The organism is Crocosphaera watsonii WH 8501, from assembly GCF_000167195.1.
Taxonomy (GTDB): Bacteria; Cyanobacteriota; Cyanobacteriia; order Cyanobacteriales; family Microcystaceae; genus Crocosphaera; species Crocosphaera watsonii.
The window spans coordinates 107,432-127,002 of sequence record NZ_AADV02000002.1 but is presented as its reverse complement, the minus strand read 5'-3'; the positions used below and the strand labels follow the sequence as shown (position 1 = coordinate 127,002).

At 38.9% G+C, this 19,571-nt stretch carries 20 protein-coding genes and 1 pseudogene; 9 read left to right on the top strand and 12 right to left on the bottom strand.

The annotated features are described in order from the left end of the window. Positions 1–244: 244 nt before the first annotated feature. Positions 245–451, bottom strand: a complete 207-nt coding sequence (locus tag CWATDRAFT_RS41625) for a trehalose-6-phosphate synthase (RefSeq protein WP_081450907.1) — start codon at positions 449–451, stop codon at positions 245–247. Between CWATDRAFT_RS41625 and CWATDRAFT_RS04135 the strand changes: the two genes are divergently transcribed. After that, positions 420–860: a hypothetical protein gene (locus tag CWATDRAFT_RS04135; protein WP_007303808.1), complete on the top strand. Its 441-nt coding sequence runs from the start codon at positions 420–422 to the stop codon at positions 858–860. The genes CWATDRAFT_RS41625 and CWATDRAFT_RS04135 overlap by 32 nt on opposite strands. A 43-nt stretch (positions 861–903) precedes the next feature. Here the strand turns inward: CWATDRAFT_RS04135 and CWATDRAFT_RS04130 are convergent, their stop codons facing one another. The 5 genes from CWATDRAFT_RS04130 to psbV all read right to left on the bottom strand — a co-directional run bounded on the left by CWATDRAFT_RS04130 (position 904) and on the right by psbV (position 4,875). Further along, positions 904–2,583: a methyl-accepting chemotaxis protein gene (locus tag CWATDRAFT_RS04130; RefSeq protein WP_007309360.1), complete on the bottom strand. Its 1,680-nt coding sequence runs from the start codon at positions 2,581–2,583 to the stop codon at positions 904–906. 22 nt (positions 2,584–2,605) lie between these two features. Then, entirely contained in the window at positions 2,606–3,805 is a 1,200-nt protein-coding gene (locus CWATDRAFT_RS04125) for a CheR family methyltransferase (RefSeq protein WP_007303806.1), read from the bottom strand. Positions 3,806–3,813: 8 nt separating this feature from the next. Further along, entirely contained in the window at positions 3,814–3,960 is a 147-nt protein-coding gene (locus tag CWATDRAFT_RS39325; RefSeq protein WP_232286995.1) for a hypothetical protein, read from the bottom strand. 47 nt (positions 3,961–4,007) lie between these two features. Further along, positions 4,008–4,274: a chemotaxis protein CheW gene (locus CWATDRAFT_RS39320; protein WP_232286993.1), complete on the bottom strand. Its 267-nt coding sequence runs from the start codon at positions 4,272–4,274 to the stop codon at positions 4,008–4,010. Positions 4,275–4,389: 115 nt separating this feature from the next. After that, entirely contained in the window at positions 4,390–4,875 is a 486-nt protein-coding gene (psbV, locus tag CWATDRAFT_RS04115; protein ID WP_007303804.1) for a photosystem II cytochrome c-550, read from the bottom strand. 251 nt (positions 4,876–5,126) lie between these two features. On the opposite strand from psbV, the gene murC reads away from it, so the two are divergent. Together murC and murB are read left to right on the top strand one after the other, a co-directional pair. Then, on the top strand, positions 5,127–6,638 hold the full coding sequence (gene murC / locus CWATDRAFT_RS04110) for a UDP-N-acetylmuramate--L-alanine ligase (protein WP_007303803.1): 1,512 nt from the start codon (positions 5,127–5,129) through the stop codon (positions 6,636–6,638). A gap of 87 nt (positions 6,639–6,725) precedes the next feature. After that, on the top strand, positions 6,726–7,640 hold the full coding sequence (murB, locus tag CWATDRAFT_RS04105) for a UDP-N-acetylmuramate dehydrogenase (RefSeq protein WP_007303802.1): 915 nt from the start codon (positions 6,726–6,728) through the stop codon (positions 7,638–7,640). A 114-nt stretch (positions 7,641–7,754) separates the two neighbouring features. Here murB and CWATDRAFT_RS04100 read toward each other — a convergent pair whose 3' ends face one another. Continuing rightward, complete coding sequence (locus tag CWATDRAFT_RS04100) at positions 7,755–8,174, bottom strand: DUF2996 domain-containing protein (RefSeq protein WP_035824714.1); 420 nt, start codon at positions 8,172–8,174, stop codon at positions 7,755–7,757. A 209-nt stretch (positions 8,175–8,383) separates the two neighbouring features. On the opposite strand from CWATDRAFT_RS04100, the gene CWATDRAFT_RS04095 reads away from it, so the two are divergent. Together CWATDRAFT_RS04095 and cobA are read left to right on the top strand one after the other, a co-directional pair. Next, entirely contained in the window at positions 8,384–9,178 is a 795-nt protein-coding gene (locus tag CWATDRAFT_RS04095) for a sirohydrochlorin chelatase (RefSeq protein ID WP_007303800.1), read from the top strand. A 19-nt stretch (positions 9,179–9,197) separates the two neighbouring features. Further along, positions 9,198–9,980 (top strand): uroporphyrinogen-III C-methyltransferase, encoded by a 783-nt coding sequence (cobA, locus tag CWATDRAFT_RS04090; protein ID WP_007303799.1) that lies wholly within the window; start codon positions 9,198–9,200, stop codon positions 9,978–9,980. Here cobA and wecB read toward each other — a convergent pair. From wecB to CWATDRAFT_RS04075, 3 genes are all read right to left on the bottom strand, one after another. Further along, on the bottom strand, positions 9,960–11,084 hold the full coding sequence (wecB, locus tag CWATDRAFT_RS04085) for a non-hydrolyzing UDP-N-acetylglucosamine 2-epimerase (protein ID WP_042711170.1): 1,125 nt from the start codon (positions 11,082–11,084) through the stop codon (positions 9,960–9,962). The two genes, cobA and wecB, sit on opposite strands and share 21 nt — an antisense overlap. 408 nt (positions 11,085–11,492) lie before the next feature. After that, positions 11,493–11,825 carry a hypothetical protein gene (locus CWATDRAFT_RS04080; RefSeq protein ID WP_007303797.1) on the bottom strand — a complete coding sequence of 111 codons (333 nt, stop codon included), beginning with the start codon at positions 11,823–11,825 and terminating at the stop codon, positions 11,493–11,495. Between the two features lie 174 nt (positions 11,826–11,999). Next, positions 12,000–12,395 carry a hypothetical protein gene (locus CWATDRAFT_RS04075; protein ID WP_007303072.1) on the bottom strand — a complete coding sequence of 132 codons (396 nt, stop codon included), beginning with the start codon at positions 12,393–12,395 and terminating at the stop codon, positions 12,000–12,002. Positions 12,396–12,474: 79 nt separating this feature from the next. Between CWATDRAFT_RS04075 and CWATDRAFT_RS04070 the strand changes: the two are divergent. The 4 genes and pseudogenes from CWATDRAFT_RS04070 (at position 12,475) to CWATDRAFT_RS41620 (ending at position 17,405) form a co-directional block, all read left to right on the top strand. Further along, positions 12,475–13,914, top strand: a pseudogene (locus CWATDRAFT_RS04070) (NF041680 family putative transposase). Positions 13,915–14,549: 635 nt separating this feature from the next. Continuing rightward, positions 14,550–16,046, top strand: a complete 1,497-nt coding sequence (locus tag CWATDRAFT_RS04065; RefSeq protein WP_007303795.1) for an IS66-like element ISCwa4 family transposase — start codon at positions 14,550–14,552, stop codon at positions 16,044–16,046. A 757-nt stretch (positions 16,047–16,803) separates the two neighbouring features. Beyond that, positions 16,804–17,163 (top strand): hypothetical protein, encoded by a 360-nt coding sequence (locus CWATDRAFT_RS36960; RefSeq protein WP_157134038.1) that lies wholly within the window; start codon positions 16,804–16,806, stop codon positions 17,161–17,163. Between the two features lie 74 nt (positions 17,164–17,237). Continuing rightward, positions 17,238–17,405 (top strand): PEP-CTERM sorting domain-containing protein, encoded by a 168-nt coding sequence (locus tag CWATDRAFT_RS41620; protein ID WP_412093201.1) that lies wholly within the window; start codon positions 17,238–17,240, stop codon positions 17,403–17,405. A gap of 625 nt (positions 17,406–18,030) precedes the next feature. On the opposite strand, the gene CWATDRAFT_RS04055 is transcribed toward CWATDRAFT_RS41620, so the two are convergent. Then, on the bottom strand, positions 18,031–18,426 hold the full coding sequence (locus CWATDRAFT_RS04055; RefSeq protein ID WP_007303794.1) for a hypothetical protein: 396 nt from the start codon (positions 18,424–18,426) through the stop codon (positions 18,031–18,033). A 211-nt stretch (positions 18,427–18,637) separates the two neighbouring features. Further along, on the bottom strand, positions 18,638–19,360 hold the full coding sequence (locus CWATDRAFT_RS04050; RefSeq protein ID WP_007303793.1) for an LbetaH domain-containing protein: 723 nt from the start codon (positions 19,358–19,360) through the stop codon (positions 18,638–18,640). Positions 19,361–19,571: the final 211 nt, after the last annotated feature.

The following is a 19,571-nucleotide window of genomic DNA, read 5'->3' as shown; positions in this document are numbered from 1 at the left end:
TAAAGATTAATAATCATTATCAGCAATACATATTCCTTTACATTTAATACCATTGCTGGCTGTCCGTTTACAATGGGGGCATAAAATAGGATCTGAATTTGAGGAAGTTTCTAATACCTGTTGGTTGGTCGTTTTTTGCGACTTATTTTGAGTGTTCTCTAAGGATGATACCATGATTTTAAAGTTAATTAAACGGTCAATATTTAAGGATTGTATGTCAAACAAAAAGACTATTATTTATTTATTATAATAAAAAATCACCACAGATCAATGTAAACTTTTCTGAGTAACTCTGAATGTGGAAGCCAAGCACATCACAACACAAAACACTATCCACAATGGCTTCTCGCCAAGGTAAGATATTGAATGAACTATAATCCTGTAAGCTTAGGATAATAATATTCAGGAGATAAATAATTATGGCTACCCAAAAAACCCAAACTAACGGCACTCCAAGCGCAGAAACCCCAAAGACAACAGCTACTAGCAAAACCACCACCACTCGCAGTAGAACTACTACAGCGACAGCAGAAAAACAGAGTAGTGCCTTATCTGTTAAAGAAAAAACCAGTACAACCGCTCAGGGTATTCAACTAATTACTGAACCTGGCCTTCTCCCTGGAAACCGTCCCGTAGAAGCTAGTCATCTGAAGATAGTCAGTACCTATAAGTCCGTTGGTGCAGCCCGTCCCGTTGCTGCTGGTGATATGGAAATCTCCAGTACCTTAACCATCTCTGGACAAAGACCGATCATGGTCAGTCATTTACAAGTCAGTGAAACCTATACCGTTATGGGCAATCGTCCTGTTGCTCCTAACGAAATAGATGATCCAGCTTTATTAATGGGCTATCTTGATTAATCAAGGGAAATTCCCAGGTCTATCAAAATACCTGGGTTCAACATTAATCTTTCACTTTAAACACAGAGATTTCTGTTTGTAAACTTTGTGCAGCATCATTTAATCTTTCTAAGACAAGATGAGTATCGTGGAGAGAATAAGCGGTTTGTTCGGACCCTTCGCTCAACTGTTCCATCGCTTCACGGATATGTTGGGCGCTGCGAGATTGTTCTTCCATGCTTTTACTCACTAATTCAAAGCGAGGGGTAATACTTTGCACCTGTTCGATAACTTGAGCAATTTGATGACTAATATTGCCCACATCTTGCACACTACTACTCACTTCTTTATTAAATTTATCCATTTCCATAACTCCTGTAGAAACAGCAGATTGCATTTCTTTAACCATCTGTTCAATTTCTAAGGTTGCTACCGCAGTTTGATCCGCTAAACGACGAATTTCCCTGGCAACTACTGCAAACCCTGCACCATATTCTCCTGCTTTTTCTGCTTCAATAGCAGCGTTTAAAGACAATAAATTGGTTTGATCCGCTACTTTGGTGATAGTTAAGACCACACTGTTAATATTGTGGGCTTTTTCACTCATAATTCCCAATTTAGAAGCAATAGAAGTGGTTGCTTCTGCCAATTGACGCATAGTAGTTTCCATCCTCCCCAAATCATCTTGACCTTGATTTGCTGCGGTGGCCGTACTTTGGGAAAGTTCCGTAATTTGTTCCATGGTATTGACTAATTCTTCAGAGGTATTAGCAATTTCTTGGGCGGTGGTTGTTACCTCATTAGTCGAAGCAATTTGTTCGGTTAAAGTCGCTTCTAATTGTTTGCGAGAAGCAGCCATTTGTGTTGTTGAACTGGTAATAGCAATACCCGATTGTTGTACCTTAGAAATTAAAGAATTAAGGTTATAAATCATGATTTTTAAAGCTTCTAGAAGTTGTCCAATTTCATCCTTAGAAATTACTTCTACTTCTCCGGTGAGATTGCCATTAGAAACCTCTTCTGCCAGTTGAACTGCGTGTCCTAAAGAGTGAGTAATGGTACGAGTAATCCAGTAGCCTAAACTGATAATTGTAATAATACTAATGATAAACGTAATAGAAACAATGTTAACGGTATTTTGTTGATGTTGTTTCGCTACTTTAGCAGAATCTTGGGATAAACCAACTACCTGGTTAACTAGAGCAATATTTTTGTCTTTGAGTCCATCTTGAGAAGCCTGAACTCTGCTGCCAATATTTCTAGCAGAATCGATGTCATTACTATTGATTAAACTGAACACCTTCTCAGCCCCAGTGTTATAACTAATATGAGCTTGTTCGTAATCGTTTAAGCTATCGGCGATCGCCTGAAAATCACTTTCATCTTTTGGGTTATTGGCAGTATCTAGTTGCTTACGAATGAGACTTTGGGAAGATTCGATGGCAGTACGAACCCGACTTTGATTATTAAGAAAGTTAGTACGAGATTGATTAAAATTAGTTTTATTGGTGGGGTTATTGACACTATTAACGCCAGCGATATAAGCTTTCTCAAAGTTAAGCACTTGTTCCAGTTGATTTTCCTGCATTAAAATCAAATTTTGAATCAAAGATAAATCTTCTTCTGACATTTGTCTAACTTCCGCGTATAGCTTAGACATCCCCACCCAAGTAACTATGGCACCAACTCCCATAATAAAAGCAGAAAATACCAACAGTCCCAATAGTTTGGATTCGATAGTCATCGATCTGTAAAATTTCATAGTTTCAACCTTGAAGATTCTCTAATCGTTGAATGCGATTTTTTAGGATGGCTGCCCCTTGTTTATCTCCTTTACTTTCTCGCAGCAAGGCTAAATGAACTAAAGCTTTGCGATAATTAGGCTGAAGATAGAGAGCTTTTTGGAAACACCGTTGAGCTTCTTCTGGGTTGTCTTGCGCTTGAGAAATCTCCCCCAACAAGACATAACCCTCAGCATCAATGGGATTTTGTTGGAGATAAGTTTGACAAGATTGGGCCGCTTCTTCTAATTTTCCCTGATTAGCGAACTTTTGTGCTATTTCTAAAGGAGAAACTTGGATTTGTTGTTTTGAGGGTTTTTTGTTCGGAGGCGATCGCCTCAAAGGTTGGTGAATTTGCGTTGATCTTGAAGTAACTTTGCCCACAGGGAGGGCAACTTTTTGATAAGCAAAAGCCGAGGGGTACGGCATAAAGTGAAAATGAGGACTTTTAACCAAGGTGGTTTCTACGGCACCAACGAATAATAATCCCCCCTCTGATAACAGATTATCTAAGGTTTTGAGAACGCGATCGCGAGAGGCTTCATCTAAATAAATTAATAGATGACGACAAAAAATCACATGATAGGGAGGATAATTCGGAGGCCAAGCAGACAGTAAGTTTTTAGCAGAAAACTTAACTTGACGGCGAATTGAGGGGGAAACTTGATAACGATTTTCCTCAACCTCAAAAAAATGCCGATAATCTACTTGATCGTGAGAACGAAAAGAGTTTTTTCCATAAACACCTTTTTTCGCAATTGTCAATGCTTCCTGACTAATATCCATCCCTTCAACCATAAATTGTCGTGAGGTTAAAGGAGAGTTGAGTAAAGTCATGGCAATGGAGTAGGGTTCTTCCCCCGTTGAACAAGGAACACTGAGTATTCTTAGGGTTTCTTGTGAGCCGGAGGGCAGCCATTGAGTTTTAACATAATGATGTAATAAAGAAAATGCCTCTCGATGCCGAAAAAACCAAGTTTCTCCAATGACAATTTCTTCAACCAATTCTTGAAATTCATAAGCTGAAGATTGTAATCGTTTTAAATAATCCGATATTTTCTTGAGGCCACAAGCTTGTTGACGGATATTGACCGCCCTAACTAACTGACGCTGACCAATTTTATCTGGACCCAAACCAATTTTTTGGGCTAATAACTTCTTAATCCCTTGATAGTCTTGGTTCATCGTTTTGCTTACTGTGAGAGATTTTCCGGTAACAACCAGCTTCGTTGAGCATCCGAGAGTAATTTATCAACCCTTAGTCTTTGAATCATACCGTCTTTTTCAGGAATCATCTCTCCAAAGTAGGCGGCTACCTCAGAGGAGACTTCTGTTGACATCCATTCTTCTTCTGACTTATAGAGGGTGTCTGTTACTCGTTCTGCCATTAGGCCAAGGTAGCGGGTGGTACCATCAGGCATAGGATAATTACTATGATAATCCTTGTACTCAGACAATGACGACAGGGATATTCCCCAATTAGATAACATAAATCGATGGCCGGCACGATTTTACTCCGATAGTTAAACACCCCGGCTACGTATTTTGGTGCTTGGTAGAGTTTTCTCAGTAACACTTGTGGGATAATTTCCACAACTTTTGTACCATCAATGGCGTATCTTTCATCCCCTAGATGAAATAGTAGTAAGAGCATTTAGCGGTTATATCTCGGCTTCTATATTATCCATTATCCGTTGAGAAAAAATCTCCCTAGAAAAAACTAGAGAGATAAAATTAAAAATGAACTCAAATTATTTTAATAATTTGTTTTAGAAGTAAATTGAGCCACCCCAGTAAGAATCTAATTTAGGTGCTACTAAAACATAACCAGATACATCATAAAGATCCTCCTCGGTGAAGTCTCTTAACTCTGGATAGATGTCAGGACGATTAACATTAACGTGGAATTCGGTGTAATCGTCTTCTCCATCGTAACTGGTGGGTTGCTTGAGGTAATCAACGATCGCTAATAAATTATCGCGACGAGGTTCAGCCCCAGCTAAGTCTTCTAGCCCTAAACTAACGTTATTATTGGTTTTGGTTTTCCCTTGTAAATGACACTGAGTACATTCACGTATAAATAGTCTGTTACCATTGGCCAATTGTTGGTCACTGAGAGTTGTCTCTTGCCCATCTTCGGCTAAAGGAATTGTGCGAGTTTTTTCGTTTAATTCTAAGGCAGTAGCATTATGGATGGGGAATTGTAAAAAGAAAAAGACAGCGGCGATCGCCGTCAGGATGAGTCGTTTTACCATTGTTCTCCTACAAATTATGATTTTGTGGTTATATTAATCTTTGAGCGCATCACGGCTTTATTCAAGATACCATAATTTTTGCTCCATAGAGACCATTCAGGGAACTCTTGAGAAGAAACTGGGTTCAGATAATCTGATGTGGTACATACTGAAAATGAAGTGTCTTAATGACCAACGAGTCAGTTTTTGATATCATAGCCCGTAAAATCATAATTAGTTGATTTCACTTTAGTGGTGTCTGAGGAGAGGTAATGGTGAAAACCGTAGATTTTAGTGGACGGCCCTTTCATTTTATTGGCATTGGTGGCATCGGTATGTCAGCTTTAGCATATGTTCTGGCAAAACGGCAATTACCCGTGTCAGGGTCTGATTTGCGTTCAACCCATATTACTGAACGATTACAAGGGGTTGGGGCGCATATTTTTAGCAGCCAAGAAGCAACCAATTTAGAATTATTTAGCGATGGTCCAGAACAAATATTAGAAACCGTATCGGTGGCTACCAATGGTAATGACTTAACCCACCGCAAAGGTCATAATACAGGGTTTGGAAACTCTAACCTTTTATCTTTTAACAAAAATTTACCCCAAGTTATCTGTTCAACAGCTATTGGTCATAATAACTCGGAATATGCTGCAGCCAAGGAAAAAGGCTGCCCTATTTTCCACCGTTCCGATGTCTTAGCTGCTTTGATTCGAGATTATCAAAGTATTGCCGTTGCCGGAACCCACGGCAAAACTACTACCAGTAGTTTAATTGGTTATATGCTCCTCAAGGCAGGGGTTGATCCAACCATTATTGTTGGTGGAGAAGTGGATGCTTGGGAAGGAAATGCTCGTATTGGTGCTAGAGGGGGTTATCTGGTGGCAGAAGCGGATGAGTCCGATGGGTCTTTGACTAAGCATTATCCTAACATTGGTATTGTTACTAATATTGAATTAGATCATCCCGATCACTATCAAACTCTAGATGATGTGGTCAAAACTTTCCAAATTTTTGAAACCCAGTGCGACATTTTAATCGGTTGTCTCGACTGTGAAACCGTAGCAACTCAACTCACGCCCTCTATCACCTACAGCTTAGATAGCAATAAGGGAGCAGATTACACAGTTAAACAACTCTTGAGCGATCATAACGGGACTACTGCACAAGTTTGGGAAAAAGACAAGTATTTAGGGGAAATGCGCTTAACTATCCCCGGCAATCATAATGTTAGTAATGCTTTAGCTGCCATCGCCGTAGGACGAAAATTGGGCTTAGAATTTTCTGTAATCGCTGATGCTTTATTCACCTTTGAAGGGGCAAAACGACGGTTTGAGCAACGTGGCCATTGTAACGGTGTTACCTTTATAGATGATTATGCCCATCATCCTAGCGAGATTGAAGCAACTCTCTCTGCTGCTCGTTGTAAAGTGGATGGTAACAATATTTCTCGTGTTGTGGCTATTTTTCAGCCCCATCGCTACAGTCGAACTGCAACCTTTTTGAAGGAGTTTTCTGTTTGTTTCAACTACGCCGATCTTGTAGTTTTAACCGATATTTACAGTGCCGGAGAAGTCAACCGACACAACATCAGTGGCCAAGATTTAGCGATCGCAGTACAGGATAATCATCATGCCCAAGTGATCTATGAGCCATCTCTAAAAGCCTTAAATGAAGCCTTAACCAGTTTACTGCAACCGGGGGATTTAGTGCTGTTTTTAGGTGCAGGGAACCTCAATCAGATTATTCCTCAAGTCATTTCCCAATATCAAGCAGCTTAGTTTAGTTATCAGTTGAATTTCTACAAGAATAAATACTTTAATCTCTAGTCTTCTTGCTCAAATTACCCTCATTGTCCCCTAATAGCCATGATTACTGCTTTTAAACCTTCTTCTGAACCAATAATCCACCCTAATGTTTCCCTTGCCTCTCATACCTCTTATCGAGTGGGGGGAAAAGCCCAATGGTATACTGCCCCCAGAAACTTTGAACAGTTACAAGAAACTTTTGAATGGTTCCAAAAACAAGATATTCCCTTGGTGTTATTGGGCGCTGGATCCAACCTGTTGATCAGCGATCGCGGCATCGATGGGTTAGTCTTAAGTACCCGTTATCTCCGTCATCGTCGCTTTGATGAGGCAACAGGGCAAGTTACCGTAGCAGCAGGAAAACCCATTGTTGGTGTGGCTTGGCAAGCGGCCAAACTTGGCTGGAGTGGCTTAGAATGGGCTGTGGGGATACCTGGAACCGTTGGGGGAGCAGTGGTAATGAATGCAGGGGCACACAATCAATGTACGGCTGACTCTTTAGTGAGTGCTGTGGTGGTGTCCCCAGATGGCAAGGTGGAAACCTTGACCCCAGAAGATCTAAATTATAGTTATCGAACCTCTGCGTTACAGGGAGGAAAAAGGTTAGTCATAGAAGCCACTTTTCAACTACAAACTGGCTTTACTCGCGAAGAAATAACTGCTAAGACACAAGACAACCTTTGGAAGCGTAAAAGTTCTCAACCCTACGATAAACCTAGTTGTGGCAGCGTTTTCCGTAACCCTAGTCCTTATGCAGCCGGTTGGTTAATCGAACAATTAGGATTAAAAGGCTATAGAGTGGGAGATGCAGAGGTGTCCCAACGTCATGCTAATTTCATCTTAAATTGCGGTCAGGCAAAAGCTCAGGACATTTTCCACCTCATTAATCATATTCAAGAAAAAGTCCAGTCTCATTGGTCTTTATTATTAGAACCAGAGGTGAAAATTTTAGGAGAGTTTTCTGCCGCTTCATGAAACCTACCGCTGCTTCATGAAAGCTAGACAAACCTAGACAAACCTAGACAGCTAGAATCCCTGTGATTTTAACCCAGGGAGTCTCAAACTTTTCCAACCCTTCCCAAATTTTGGTCAATTTCGGGTTAACCATTTCTGCCCATTGAGGCGTTGTAAGGTATATAAGACCATTAAATCAAGGGTAACTTTACGCTCATCGATCATAAAAGATTCAATGGTACTCGGAGGTTTACCATTAACCGCATAAGAAAAGGCTTTTTGTCCTTTTATATCCTCTCCGGGGAAATAGATGTTAAATTGTCGTTTTCCTTTGTCCCAAGTACCAATGACTTGCCAACAAGGTTCATCGGATATGGCCCCAGGGATAGAAACAGGTGCTTTAGTGAAGGATAATTCAATATCGTTGAGTCCCTCTTTTGTGAGACTTTCTTTGAGAGTAGGGGTAAAATGCTCCTCCATAAACTCGGTGAAGGGTTTTTTCTCGATCGCAGGGGGCTTCCCTTTTTTCGCTACGGGTTTTGTCTCTTCTGCCATAATGGTGCCTGTAATTTTATTATTATCAAAGATATAGGGTTTCATCCCCACCTAAAAATTTTATCAAAAACATTCACATTTTAGGTGGGGATGAAACCCAACCAGTATATAAACTGCGGCTCATTCATGATGTAATGTAATGTAATAATTAATAATGTATAATTAGAATATTCTAGTTTGAAAAAAATAGAATATTCTTTATAAATCCCTTGACTTTAACATCAGCTTATCTCCTTGTCTCCCACGGCAGTCGTGATCCTAGACCACAGATTGCATTAGAACGATTATCCTATTTAGTAGAAGAACAACTACAATTCTCTACCAATAAAACAAGCAACCCAGATCAAAGCAGCCATTGCGCGGTACTATCTCCGGTAACGATGGTTCAAACAGCATCCCTAGAATTATCTGAGCTTCCCTTATCCGAAAAAATTAAACAATTTGCCACTAAACTAGAAAGAGTAGGCATTAAAACTCTGAAAATTGTTCCTTTATTTCTCTTACCCGGTGTTCATGTTAGGGAAGATATTCCCAGAGAAATCGCTACAGCCCAAGCAGAAATCGGCCATACAATAGAAATAGATTTGTGTCCCTACTTGGGTAGTTATGAAGGGTTGATTAAGATTATCTCTCATCAGTTCTTAATGTATCCCCAAGACGCTAGAATTATTGTCTCTCATGGGAGTCGTCGTCAAGGGGGCAATGATTCAGTTGAGGCGATCGCAACTCAATTAAAAGCTAAGGTTGCTTACTGGAGCATCAAACCCAGTTTATCACAGCAGGTTCATGCTTTTGTGAAACAGGGTCAGCAACGGATTACTATTGTGCCTTATTTTCTCTTTACTGGGGGCATCACCAATATGATCGCTCAACAAGTTCAACAACTACAAGAAAGTTTACCCCAAGTTCAACTTAACTTAGGACAACCTTTAGGGGCAACTCCAGAACTAGCTCAAATGATGGTGAGTCATTTGATAAATAGTTCAAAATCAGTGATCAGCTAATGATATAGGAAATAACAAAATGACGGAAAATATTAGCGAAATTTGCTTAGGTAAGGTCTATTTAGTTGGGGCAGGACCCGGTGATCCTGGGTTAATGACCATAAAAGGCAAAACTTTGCTTGAACACGCTGATGTCGTCGTTTATGATGCCCTAGTAAGCCCTCCGATACTAGATATGATTGGGGAAAAAGCGATTAAAATCGATGCAGGAAAACGTCGGGGTCGTCATTCTAAGTTACAAGCAGAAACTACCCAAATTTTAATCGAAAAAGCGAGACAATATCCTGTCGTAGTTCGTCTTAAAGGTGGTGATCCCTTTGTATTTGGTCGCGGAGGAGAAGAGATGGCAGACTTAGTTAATGCAGGTATTCCTGTGGAACTGGTTCCAGGAATTACTTCTGGTATTGCAGCCCCTGCTTATGCAGGTATTCCCGTCACTCATCGGGGTTATAGTTCTTCTGTTACCTTTGTTACTGGTCATGAAGCAGTAGGAAAATATCGACCTAAGATTAATTGGGAGGCGATCGCTCAAGGTTCAGAAACTATTGTTATTTATATGGGTGTTCATAACCTCCCTAATATTATCAGAAAATTACAAAAAGGTGGCTTAACTGCTGCAACTCCTATTGCTTTGATTCGTTGGGGAACTCGACCAGAACAAGAACAATTAATGGGGACGTTAGAGACTATTATTAAACAGGTAGAAGAGACTAACTTTGAAGCACCGGCGATCGCAATTATTGGTAAAGTGGTAGATTTATCAGTGAACAGTTATCAGTTATCATTCATTGAGTTCTCCTAAATAACGTTGTACAATTTCTAAAATGCGATCGCTTGCCTTCCCATCCCCAAAAGGGTTAACCGCATTAGCCATCTGTTCATAAGCTAGTTTATCGCTCAATAATTCACTACTATTACTAACAATATTTTGATAATCTGTCCCCACTAACTTAGCCGTCCCTGCATCCACAGCTTCAGGACGTTCCGTTGTTTCTCGTAACACTAACACCGGTTTACCCAAACTAGGTGCTTCTTCTTGTAAACCACCAGAATCAGTCAATAATAGATAACAGCGTTGAATTGCCCCCACTAACTCCCCATAGTCCAAAGGTTCTGTTAAAAACACCCTGGGATGGTTACTTAAAGCTGCTTGTATAGGTTCCCTCACCGTTGGGTTGCGGTGCATGGGCAATAACAATGCCGTATCGGGAAATTTGTCTAAAATGAGGTGAAACCCTTTTAAGATGTCTTCTAGAGGCTTTCCCCAGTTCTCCCGTCGATGAACGGTAGCCAATAACACTCTATATTGATTCCAATCTAACCCTTCAACATCACAGTTGGGTTGTTTGTCTGCAACGGTTAATAAAGCATCGATGACGGTATTTCCGGTTAAATGTACTTCTCCTGTGACACCGGAACGGCCTAAGTTTTCAAAGGCCAACTTTGTGGGGGCAAAATGTAACTGGGCCAGTTGAGAAATAAGACGACGGTTAGCTTCTTCGGGGTAGGGGTTATAGATGTTATCCGTTCGTAAACCAGCTTCTACATGACCGATGGCAATTTGTTTATAAAATGCAGCTAAGGTGGCAGCAAAAGCGGTTGTGGTGTCTCCTTGGACAATCACACAATCAGGTTGTATTCTCTTGAAAATGCCTTCTAAACCCTGTAAACTGCGGTGAGTAATGTCGGTTAGGGTTTGTTTAGGCTGCATAATATTTAAGTCTTCATCTGCTGTTATTTCAAACAGTTGCATCACCTGTTCCACCATTTCTTTATGTTGTCCCGTTAAGATAACATGGGTGTCAAATGCCTCTGAATTACGAAACTTTTGGATCACAGGAGCAAGTTTTATGGCTTCGGGACGGGTTCCAAGGGTGATACAAACTTTATAACGAGATGAAGTCATAAGTAGAACAGTTGAAGACTTCATCTATTGTACAAGATTAGGTGTTAATATTATTTGCGATCCAAATTGTTAATTCTGATTCTGTTATTTCACTATTTGCTACTTTTAACATGATTTCTGTTGCCCCTTTTGGAGTCGCTACTAATTTAAACCCATTAATACGAAGAAATAAACCAATGGCTAAAAAGGGCAAAACAGACGATAAAGATAGTCACGCTCAAGGCTAAAGCCTTGACTACGAAATTTTATAATAGTAAAAAATAATACTTTCTCTGGGAGTTACCTCAAGCAGATACAGTCAACGAAACAGGTTTATCAGAATGGATTTTTCCTGAAAAATGTCCCTATTCCGTTGAACAAATCAAATCTAATTTGCTGCCTGATTAATTAAAATTAATGATTGGTGTTTTATAAACTTCCATTACTAAATTGATTACCGATTTCGTTCATCCGATTTGGACAAATTTCATACATTTGTAAGCCAACTTCATTGCCTATTTCAAAAAGAGTTTGTTGATCTTGCATTTCTTCGAGACTTAAGTTGCCTTCCTCCATCCATCCTCCCATTGCTTGGATCATTTCTTTAACCATAGATTCTTGAAAAACCTCGGGGGATGTAGCCGGAAGTTTGCAAATTCTTTGGGCTAATTGATTAATTTGAGGTGAGGTAGGAAGGGCGTTAACGGAAGCAGGAAATAATCCGATCGCCAATGGCATTAACCAGATAAAACGACGCAACATAAAAAAACCTAATTGTGGGATACTTTACCTAACATAGTAATTGGACTTTGGATAAAAAACAATTGTTAGCGTAAATTTTACGCTAAACATATCTCCAGAGCTAAAATAGAGAATTAAGGTGATTTTAAAAACTCTCTTTCCATCTTTTTAGGGGATTTTAAATATTAAATAGCTTCATTCAGTTTCGGTTCCAATATAGATATCTAAGTAGCTTTCAGTTAGAGATTGAATGACTCGTTCTAATTCATCAATGAGATTTCTTCTAGTGAGTTTTTCTACAGCATCAATATGAGCAGAACTTCCGGCTCGTCCTAAATATTTATATTTGGTTTTTTTCTCATTATTAGTGGCCATAGGAAAAATTGATTCAGCAGCCTGTAGTTTATAATACCAGTAGATTGTTCCCTTTCCATTAACCTGATAACGAATAATATGACAATTAGCTGGTGCTACTTCCCCTTCCCGTTCAATTTTCTTTATTTTCTGTTTAAGAGAGCGAATTAGACTCTTAATTTGTTTGGCTCTCAGGTGGACATCTTGACTGGTCTTAAGTTCGGAATGTGATGACATTAGCCTTAACTGTAACAAACAACCTCTTTTGATGTTAGCGTATATATTCCGCTAATTTATAAGGTAATAAATTTTAAAAATGACCAAAAATGAAACGGCTACGTCTGTCGAGGAATTCCTGGTGTGGAGGTCTAACCTCTTCCAAGGACTAAAAGCTAGAAAAGAAACTATTATAGAATTACTCGATGCCCTCTCCAGTAACCAACAAGCTCACTCAGTCGTTGAATTGTCTCTCAATCCTTTATTTAGAAGAGATTATAACAGTTTATATAGAGGAATTCAATAGTTTTTACCCACTCAAACTGACCCTAATTATGAACAGAGAATTGAGACTTTATTTTCAGCGGTATCGAGAACAATTCCTCCCACTTCAAAACATTATAACTTATTTGGTATTGACACAACTCCCTGTCCACGACCGTTTGCCGAAACGTTAGCGGATAAAACTTTTATTCATTACCCCAATCCAATTAAGGGAAATAAACCCATTAATATTGGACATTGTTATTCCGTTGTCTGCGCTTTACCTGACCAAATAGACACAGAAAAAGTCCCTTGGGCTGTCCCCTTATCAGGAGAGCGAGTCCCCTCTAAACATAAAGGAGTAAATCAAGGCAATCAACAACTAAAAAAAATCTGGCAAAGTTCTTTATTTTCTGATAAATTATCTATCTTAGTGGCTGATAGTGACTACAGCCAAAAGGATTTTATTGGGGAACAAGTTAAGCATGAAGACCTAGTTACTATTACAAGAGTTAGAAGTGACCGAGTTTTTTATCGTCAATTTATTCGGGACCCAAATCAAGCCAAAACTTCGGGACATCCCCGTTGGTATGGGGATAAATTTGACCTTAAAGATGACCAAACTTGGACTGAACCTGATGAAGTTCATCATGTTCCCTTTACAACGAAAAAAGGTCGTCAATTAACAGTGACTATTTCGGGGTGGAAACAGATGTTAATGAGAGGAACTAAAAACTATAAAATGAACAATCACCCCTTTACTTTACTCCAGATTGTTGTCAGAGATCAAGAAAGAAATAGTATTTGGAAACCTATGTGGCTTATTGTTATTGGTTCTCGGCGCGATGAGTTAAGTTTAGTTGATTGTTATCAGTGTTATCGACAACGTTATGACATGGAACATCTTTTTCGATTTGGTAAACAAAGATTATTGATGACATCTTATTTAACTCCCGATGTACATCATGAAGAAAATTGGTTTAAACTAACACTTCTTTCTTATGTAAATTTGTGGGCTGCCAGAAAATTAGCTGTGGTTTTACCCCGTGATTGGGAACAGTATTTGAAGACTAATAAATCCATCAAAATCACCCCTAGTCTAGTTCAAAGAGACTTTTCAAGAATAATTACGACCTTGGGGACTTTCGCCAAATTTCCCAAACGTCGAGGTTTTTCTTCCGGACGTATTAAAGGTTACAAAAAAGCCCCACGAACTCGTCATGATGTTATCAAGAAAGGGAGCAAAAAATCAACTGAAAACTTAAAAGCTCCTTAGTTTTCCTCAGAATCTATAGATTAGCCCTATTTGTCAGCAAATTTTATTGACTGATACAGAGCCGATATTTTGGGATTTTAGTTTAGCGTAAAATATACGCTAACAAACTTTTTTTGTCCAAAGTCCAATCTTAAGTGGAGGATTTAATTTTCGCTGCGCTCAACTTGCAATTTTCAAGCAAGCTATGACTCAGCAAGAAATAACTGCTCTTTTGAACAATGGAGACGGAATGCTACTTTAGGGAAATGCTCAATTTTAATGTTGTTGTAATGTGATTTTAAACTTTCGCAACATTTGTTGAAAATAAATCAAAAATGAGTTACTGTGAGGATATCATCGTGCTTTTGGGTCCAATGAACACCCACAAAAAAGTATAACGCCAAGAGCTAACCTTTGACGTTATCAAAACTTTTAGGGCAAGCCCTATAGTTTATTGTGTAACGTCCCACCAAATCAGTAAATAAGAAGAGAGTTACCATGTACAACAATTATAGCGAATTCTGTCAGTCTCGTGTACACTCCCACTTAATTTTTTTAAATTTTAAAGAGGTTTCTGGGGATGAAGCGTAATTGCTCACCGCAATAAAGAATCTGTCTTGACAACATAAAGGTAAAATCGGGGATTTTTATGTATAGTGGGGGTTATGACCACAAATGCTACCATTGATTCAAAGCTAGTTAGAGCTATCGCCGATGAACAGTTGGCGAACAATGTCTTCATGATTGAGTGGCTAGTCAAGGCACAACAACAGTTATCTCTTCAACAAAGACTGATTGACCAGCAACAACAACAAATCTCTACACAACAGCAAGAAATTGAAAAATTGAAAGAAGAGAGAGATAAGCTAAAAAACCGTAACTCAAAAAACAGTTCAGTCCCCCCATCATCAGACCCACTAAAAAAGCCTTCTGACAAAAAGAAACGCAAAAAAGGATTTAAACGCGGACCAAAATATGACCACCCAGGGAAGACCCGTAATGGTTTTGGTCAGCCCGATAAGATAGTCCCTTTAGAACTAGAAAACTGTCCTGTTTGTGGGGGTTCAGTGGAACGAGATGAAGTAGTTCCCGAAAAAGTCCAGCAAGTGGCTGAAGTAGTAGACCAACCCATAGAAATCAGGGAATATCGTCGCGGATTCTATAAATGTCCTAGTTGTGGATGGTCAGATTACAGTCCTGTTCCATTGGGAGTTAAAGAAGGATTCCGTTATGGGGCGCGATTAAGTAGCATCCTGGGCTGGCTTGGCTATGGGGGTAATCTTACATGGCGTAAACAGGAACATTTTATAGAGTATGTCTTTGGCATTCCCATTTCTCAAGGGAGCCTTGCCAAAATGCACAAATGGTTTCAAGAAAGTTTAGAACCCTTGACCAAAAAGTGGTTAAAGTACATCCAGCAGCCAGGAATCCGATGTGTTGACGAAACCAGTTATTGCATCGATGGCATCAAGTATTGGGTTTGGGTAGCCACATCAAATGAGGTCTGTGTGTTGATATTGGCTCCCACTAGAAGCTCCGCAGAAGTCGAGAAATTGTTAGGAGCAGATTTTAAGGGCATCCTCACCAGTGACTGCTATAGTGCCTACTTTAGACAAAGTGCGATGGCCAAACAGAAATGTCTGGCACATTTAGAACGAGAGTTAGAGTCCCTTAAAACCAGTCGTTTTCAAGCGAATCGAGAATTTGCTGCCGATGTACAGCAAGTTTTAGCAACCGCCCGTATCCATTATCGTCATTATCATGCTCGAAATTTAACCCTTGAAGACTTAGGCTCCAAAAGAACAGAAGTCGAGAACTCACTGCAAAAGATTTTTAAAGCAACTCCCAAAAAAGGATGGCCTTATGATGCACAAAGATTGATTAACCGTCTCAAACGTCATTGGGAAGAGTGGTTCACCTTTCTAACTTATCCTGAAGTCAAACCAGATAATAATGATGCTGAGAGAGCTTTACGTCCCATTGTCATTCACCGCAAAGTAAGTGGGGGAGCAAGAAGCGACTGGGGTGCAGAGTTAGTCACCCAAATGTTCAGTTTTTTAGAGACCATGAGATTACAGGGGCAAAATGCCATTGTCCAATTATGCGAATTATTTTCATTAGCTGGTCGGAGTCCCCCAGGATTAGAGATGTAAAAGGCTCCGGAGCCGATGGGGGATAGATTTTTCTTGATCCCCCTATCTCTCTGCACAAAAATAAACAAGGTTAGCGGATAATCTCCGCTAACAAAAAACTATCTTACTATTTTTTTTTCTCATATTGTTGTTTTTATTTGAGGTTTTTAAAAGACTTGATTCTGGGAATGTTAGTCATTAAAATAGCCGTAATAAATTAGCTTAAATTTTACGCTAAATCACAGGGCTTATATTTTTGTTGACTCAACTGATGTTGTTTGTAGTGCTTTTCAATAAGACTTTTTTGTTGCGGTGAGCAGTTACGCGAAAAATTAGTCAACCTCGACGGGGAGGACGGTTAATTTACCGTGATAAGTTCCCTTTAAAACAGATGCTCTCTTTTTTACGCCAAGCCGTTGACCAAATTTTCGGCACAGTAAAAGATGTTTATATTCCCATCAATGATATTTTACCTCTTCCTTCTCCTCCTACATAATTTAAACTTATGATTTTTAGTGGCGATCGCTTGTCTCAAACTGACTTTGTGATCTACTGAGTCTCTCTCACCTTCATCACTGGGTAGGATGTCCACTGCATGATACAAAGATTTAGTTAAACTGTTGTATGATACATCTTATGTCTACAAATTCATTAGATAGGTAAATATCTATAATTTAGAAAATAATGTATTTTTACTATTACACATGAAGTTATAAATTACGTTTATGGACAAAATTATTCGTCATATGTATTATTATATTAGAAACTTATACTGATTTTGAAAATGGTTAAAAATATATTAAATGGATTTAGTGTTTTAACAGTTTCAATAACTATAGGAACATTATCATTTATTGCTCCTGAAGCACGAGCATTCACCATCACGTTAAATAATGTAAACTATGAGTTAACTACAATCCAAGGAAGCTTTGAAGATAACCAAGCTCTTTTAACCTCACAACCTTGGTGGGGTTCTGGATCTGACGCGGTTTCCGCTGCAAATCAGGTTGGAGGTAGCTTAGGTTTTCCGAATAATTCTTCTGGTCCCAGAAGTCCTAACTTTGCTTTTGCAAATAACTTTTTTGTTGTCCAAAATATCGGTACTCGAAGTAATAATAATATACAACTGCTAAGGTGATTTCCACACTTGAATATACCTGCTTTTCCAATTATTCCCCCCTTTTTAAGGGGGGTTAGGGGGGATCGTAAGGGATCTCCTTTATCAGAAATCACCTAAATAATCTAGTTGAACAAGACTTAGTATATGCAGTTACTGAAGGAACTCCTATACCTGAGCCTTTAACCATTCTCGGAGCAGGAACAGCCATAGCCTTTGGAGCAGGATTCAAACGTAAATTAGCTAAAGCTAAGAAGAAATAGAAGTTGATACTAAATTTATTTTTGAAGTCCTCTACTGAATGTGGGGGATTTTTTAGGTTTTGAGAGTCGTAAAACTGTATTTATCTGAGTCCTACAAGTACACTACTAATCAATTACTAAGTAAATGACTATTGACTTAAAGATATTTTTAAGACTCTGATAATTGGACTTATTTGACGCACCAATCTACGAGGTGGGGGACACTGTGGCAAAAGTTAGCATTTTTGCCACAATTAGAATATCAGGAGCAATAGTTGATTTTCCTGTGGCAAAAGTTTGTTGCATAAAGAAAAGACTTATGCTCTATATTTTGCCACATTTCCATCATAAACCTTTCATAAATTATTCACCAAAGCTCCATTTTGCACGCATCCTTTGCAAACCCCTATTCCATAAACGACTCCAGATATTAGAAGTGCTGAAAATTATCCAAAAACTAGCCAGTATAATTAGGGTTTTGCTTTTATTCAGCAAACCCTAAATATATCTCGACCAAAGAAAAACTCTGAATCATTAGGAGCAAAATGAAATAAGCCACGATAAGGACAGACAAGATTATCATCAACAGGCTTCTCTGAATCAATAGACTCTACATCATACTGACCATAATAATAGTTATAAATGATTACTTTTTTCCGTGAATACCTCCAATATCACGTACTTGTCCTTCTACTTTTAGGTTTGCAATGGTTGTATTTCCTTCTCCTTTAGTAGTAACATTTCCCATAGTGATATTTTTCTGTGCAGGAGATTGTTCTTTTATTTTTTCTAGCAATGCTTGTGCTAATTGTATAATTTCTGGATCTTGATGAGCGTTAACTGCTTCAATTTCTTCTTTTAGAGTTTCTTGACGACCTTTTGAATCAGGCTTATTTTCTAAGTTATCAACAGCTTTTGCTAAATCACTTGTTTCACTAAATTTCTTCTTACAAGCCTCTTTCAGGGCGTTATAACTATCTTTGATAGTCTGTTTACTCAAATCAGCTAAGGCAGCTATGATCGCTGTGGTAATTGGGTCCATCGGAAAAACCTTAATACTTATCGAAAATAGTTGGGTCTAAAACCCCGGCTTTTAAGGACGTTCGGCGAAGCTCAGTCGAGCCGCGCATAGTTTTTGAAGCGGAGCATAAATCTCTGTTTCAAAAACAACTTCTGTACGATAGTGCCGGAACGTAGTGAGGAACTTCTGACTTCTGACTTCCTTAAGAAGCTGCCCCAATTTTAGCGAATTTTTACTTATTTTTACCCGGCGGATCTTTTGAAGCAGAATTATTTTGAGACTGATTAAAAGCTTGGCGATCGGGAAACAAAGTACATAATAGTTGATTAATATAAACTTGACCCACCACAGGGGCATTTTTAGTCTCTGTAGGAGTATCAGGTTTTGTGGGAATTTCAGGAATTTCTGTTACTTCTTCGACTTTGGGTGGAGTATCTGCCCATAAATCCTCTATTTCTTCCACAAATTCCGGCTTTTTCTCTTCACTTTGCTGAGGTAGATTATCTTTTTGATTATTATCGGCAATTAAATGACCATTTTCTGAAGAACCATTATTCTCTGCTTTAATTTGTTTGGGAGCTTTGGTTTCTTCTTCTGAAAACTGACGAGAAGTATCACCAATTAATGTTCCAGCTTCGATGGTGGTTCCCGACTCAATAGAACTATTAATTACCGTAGTACAAGAACCAAGACAAACATTTTGACTAATTTTACTTTGACCAACGATTAAAACCCCTGCCCCTAACATAGCACCGGATTCAATTTCAATGTCTCCTTGATAGGCATTAATTAAGGTTCCCATGCCAATGCAAGCCCCCGAATGGATGACAATACGACAATTAGGGGCAGCTTGTAAAATTGTTCCTGGTGCGACAACCGCACCCTGATGAATAATAACCTCACCAATAACCGAAACTTCTGAACGACTTGGTGGTTGAATAAGTGGTAAAGGCATCACTTTATAAATTAACAATTAATAATTAACAATTAACAACTGATTTTTAATTGTTAATTGTACATTGTTGAAATCTCATAATGAGAAGAGGTAAGTCAATATTCCGTCGGTTTTTCTTAAAAACGACTTGATTAAGATGATTTAGAATGCAGAAAAAATTAATTCTCAAACAACCTAGATAATATTGAGGGGGAAGTCTCCTCACCCCTTC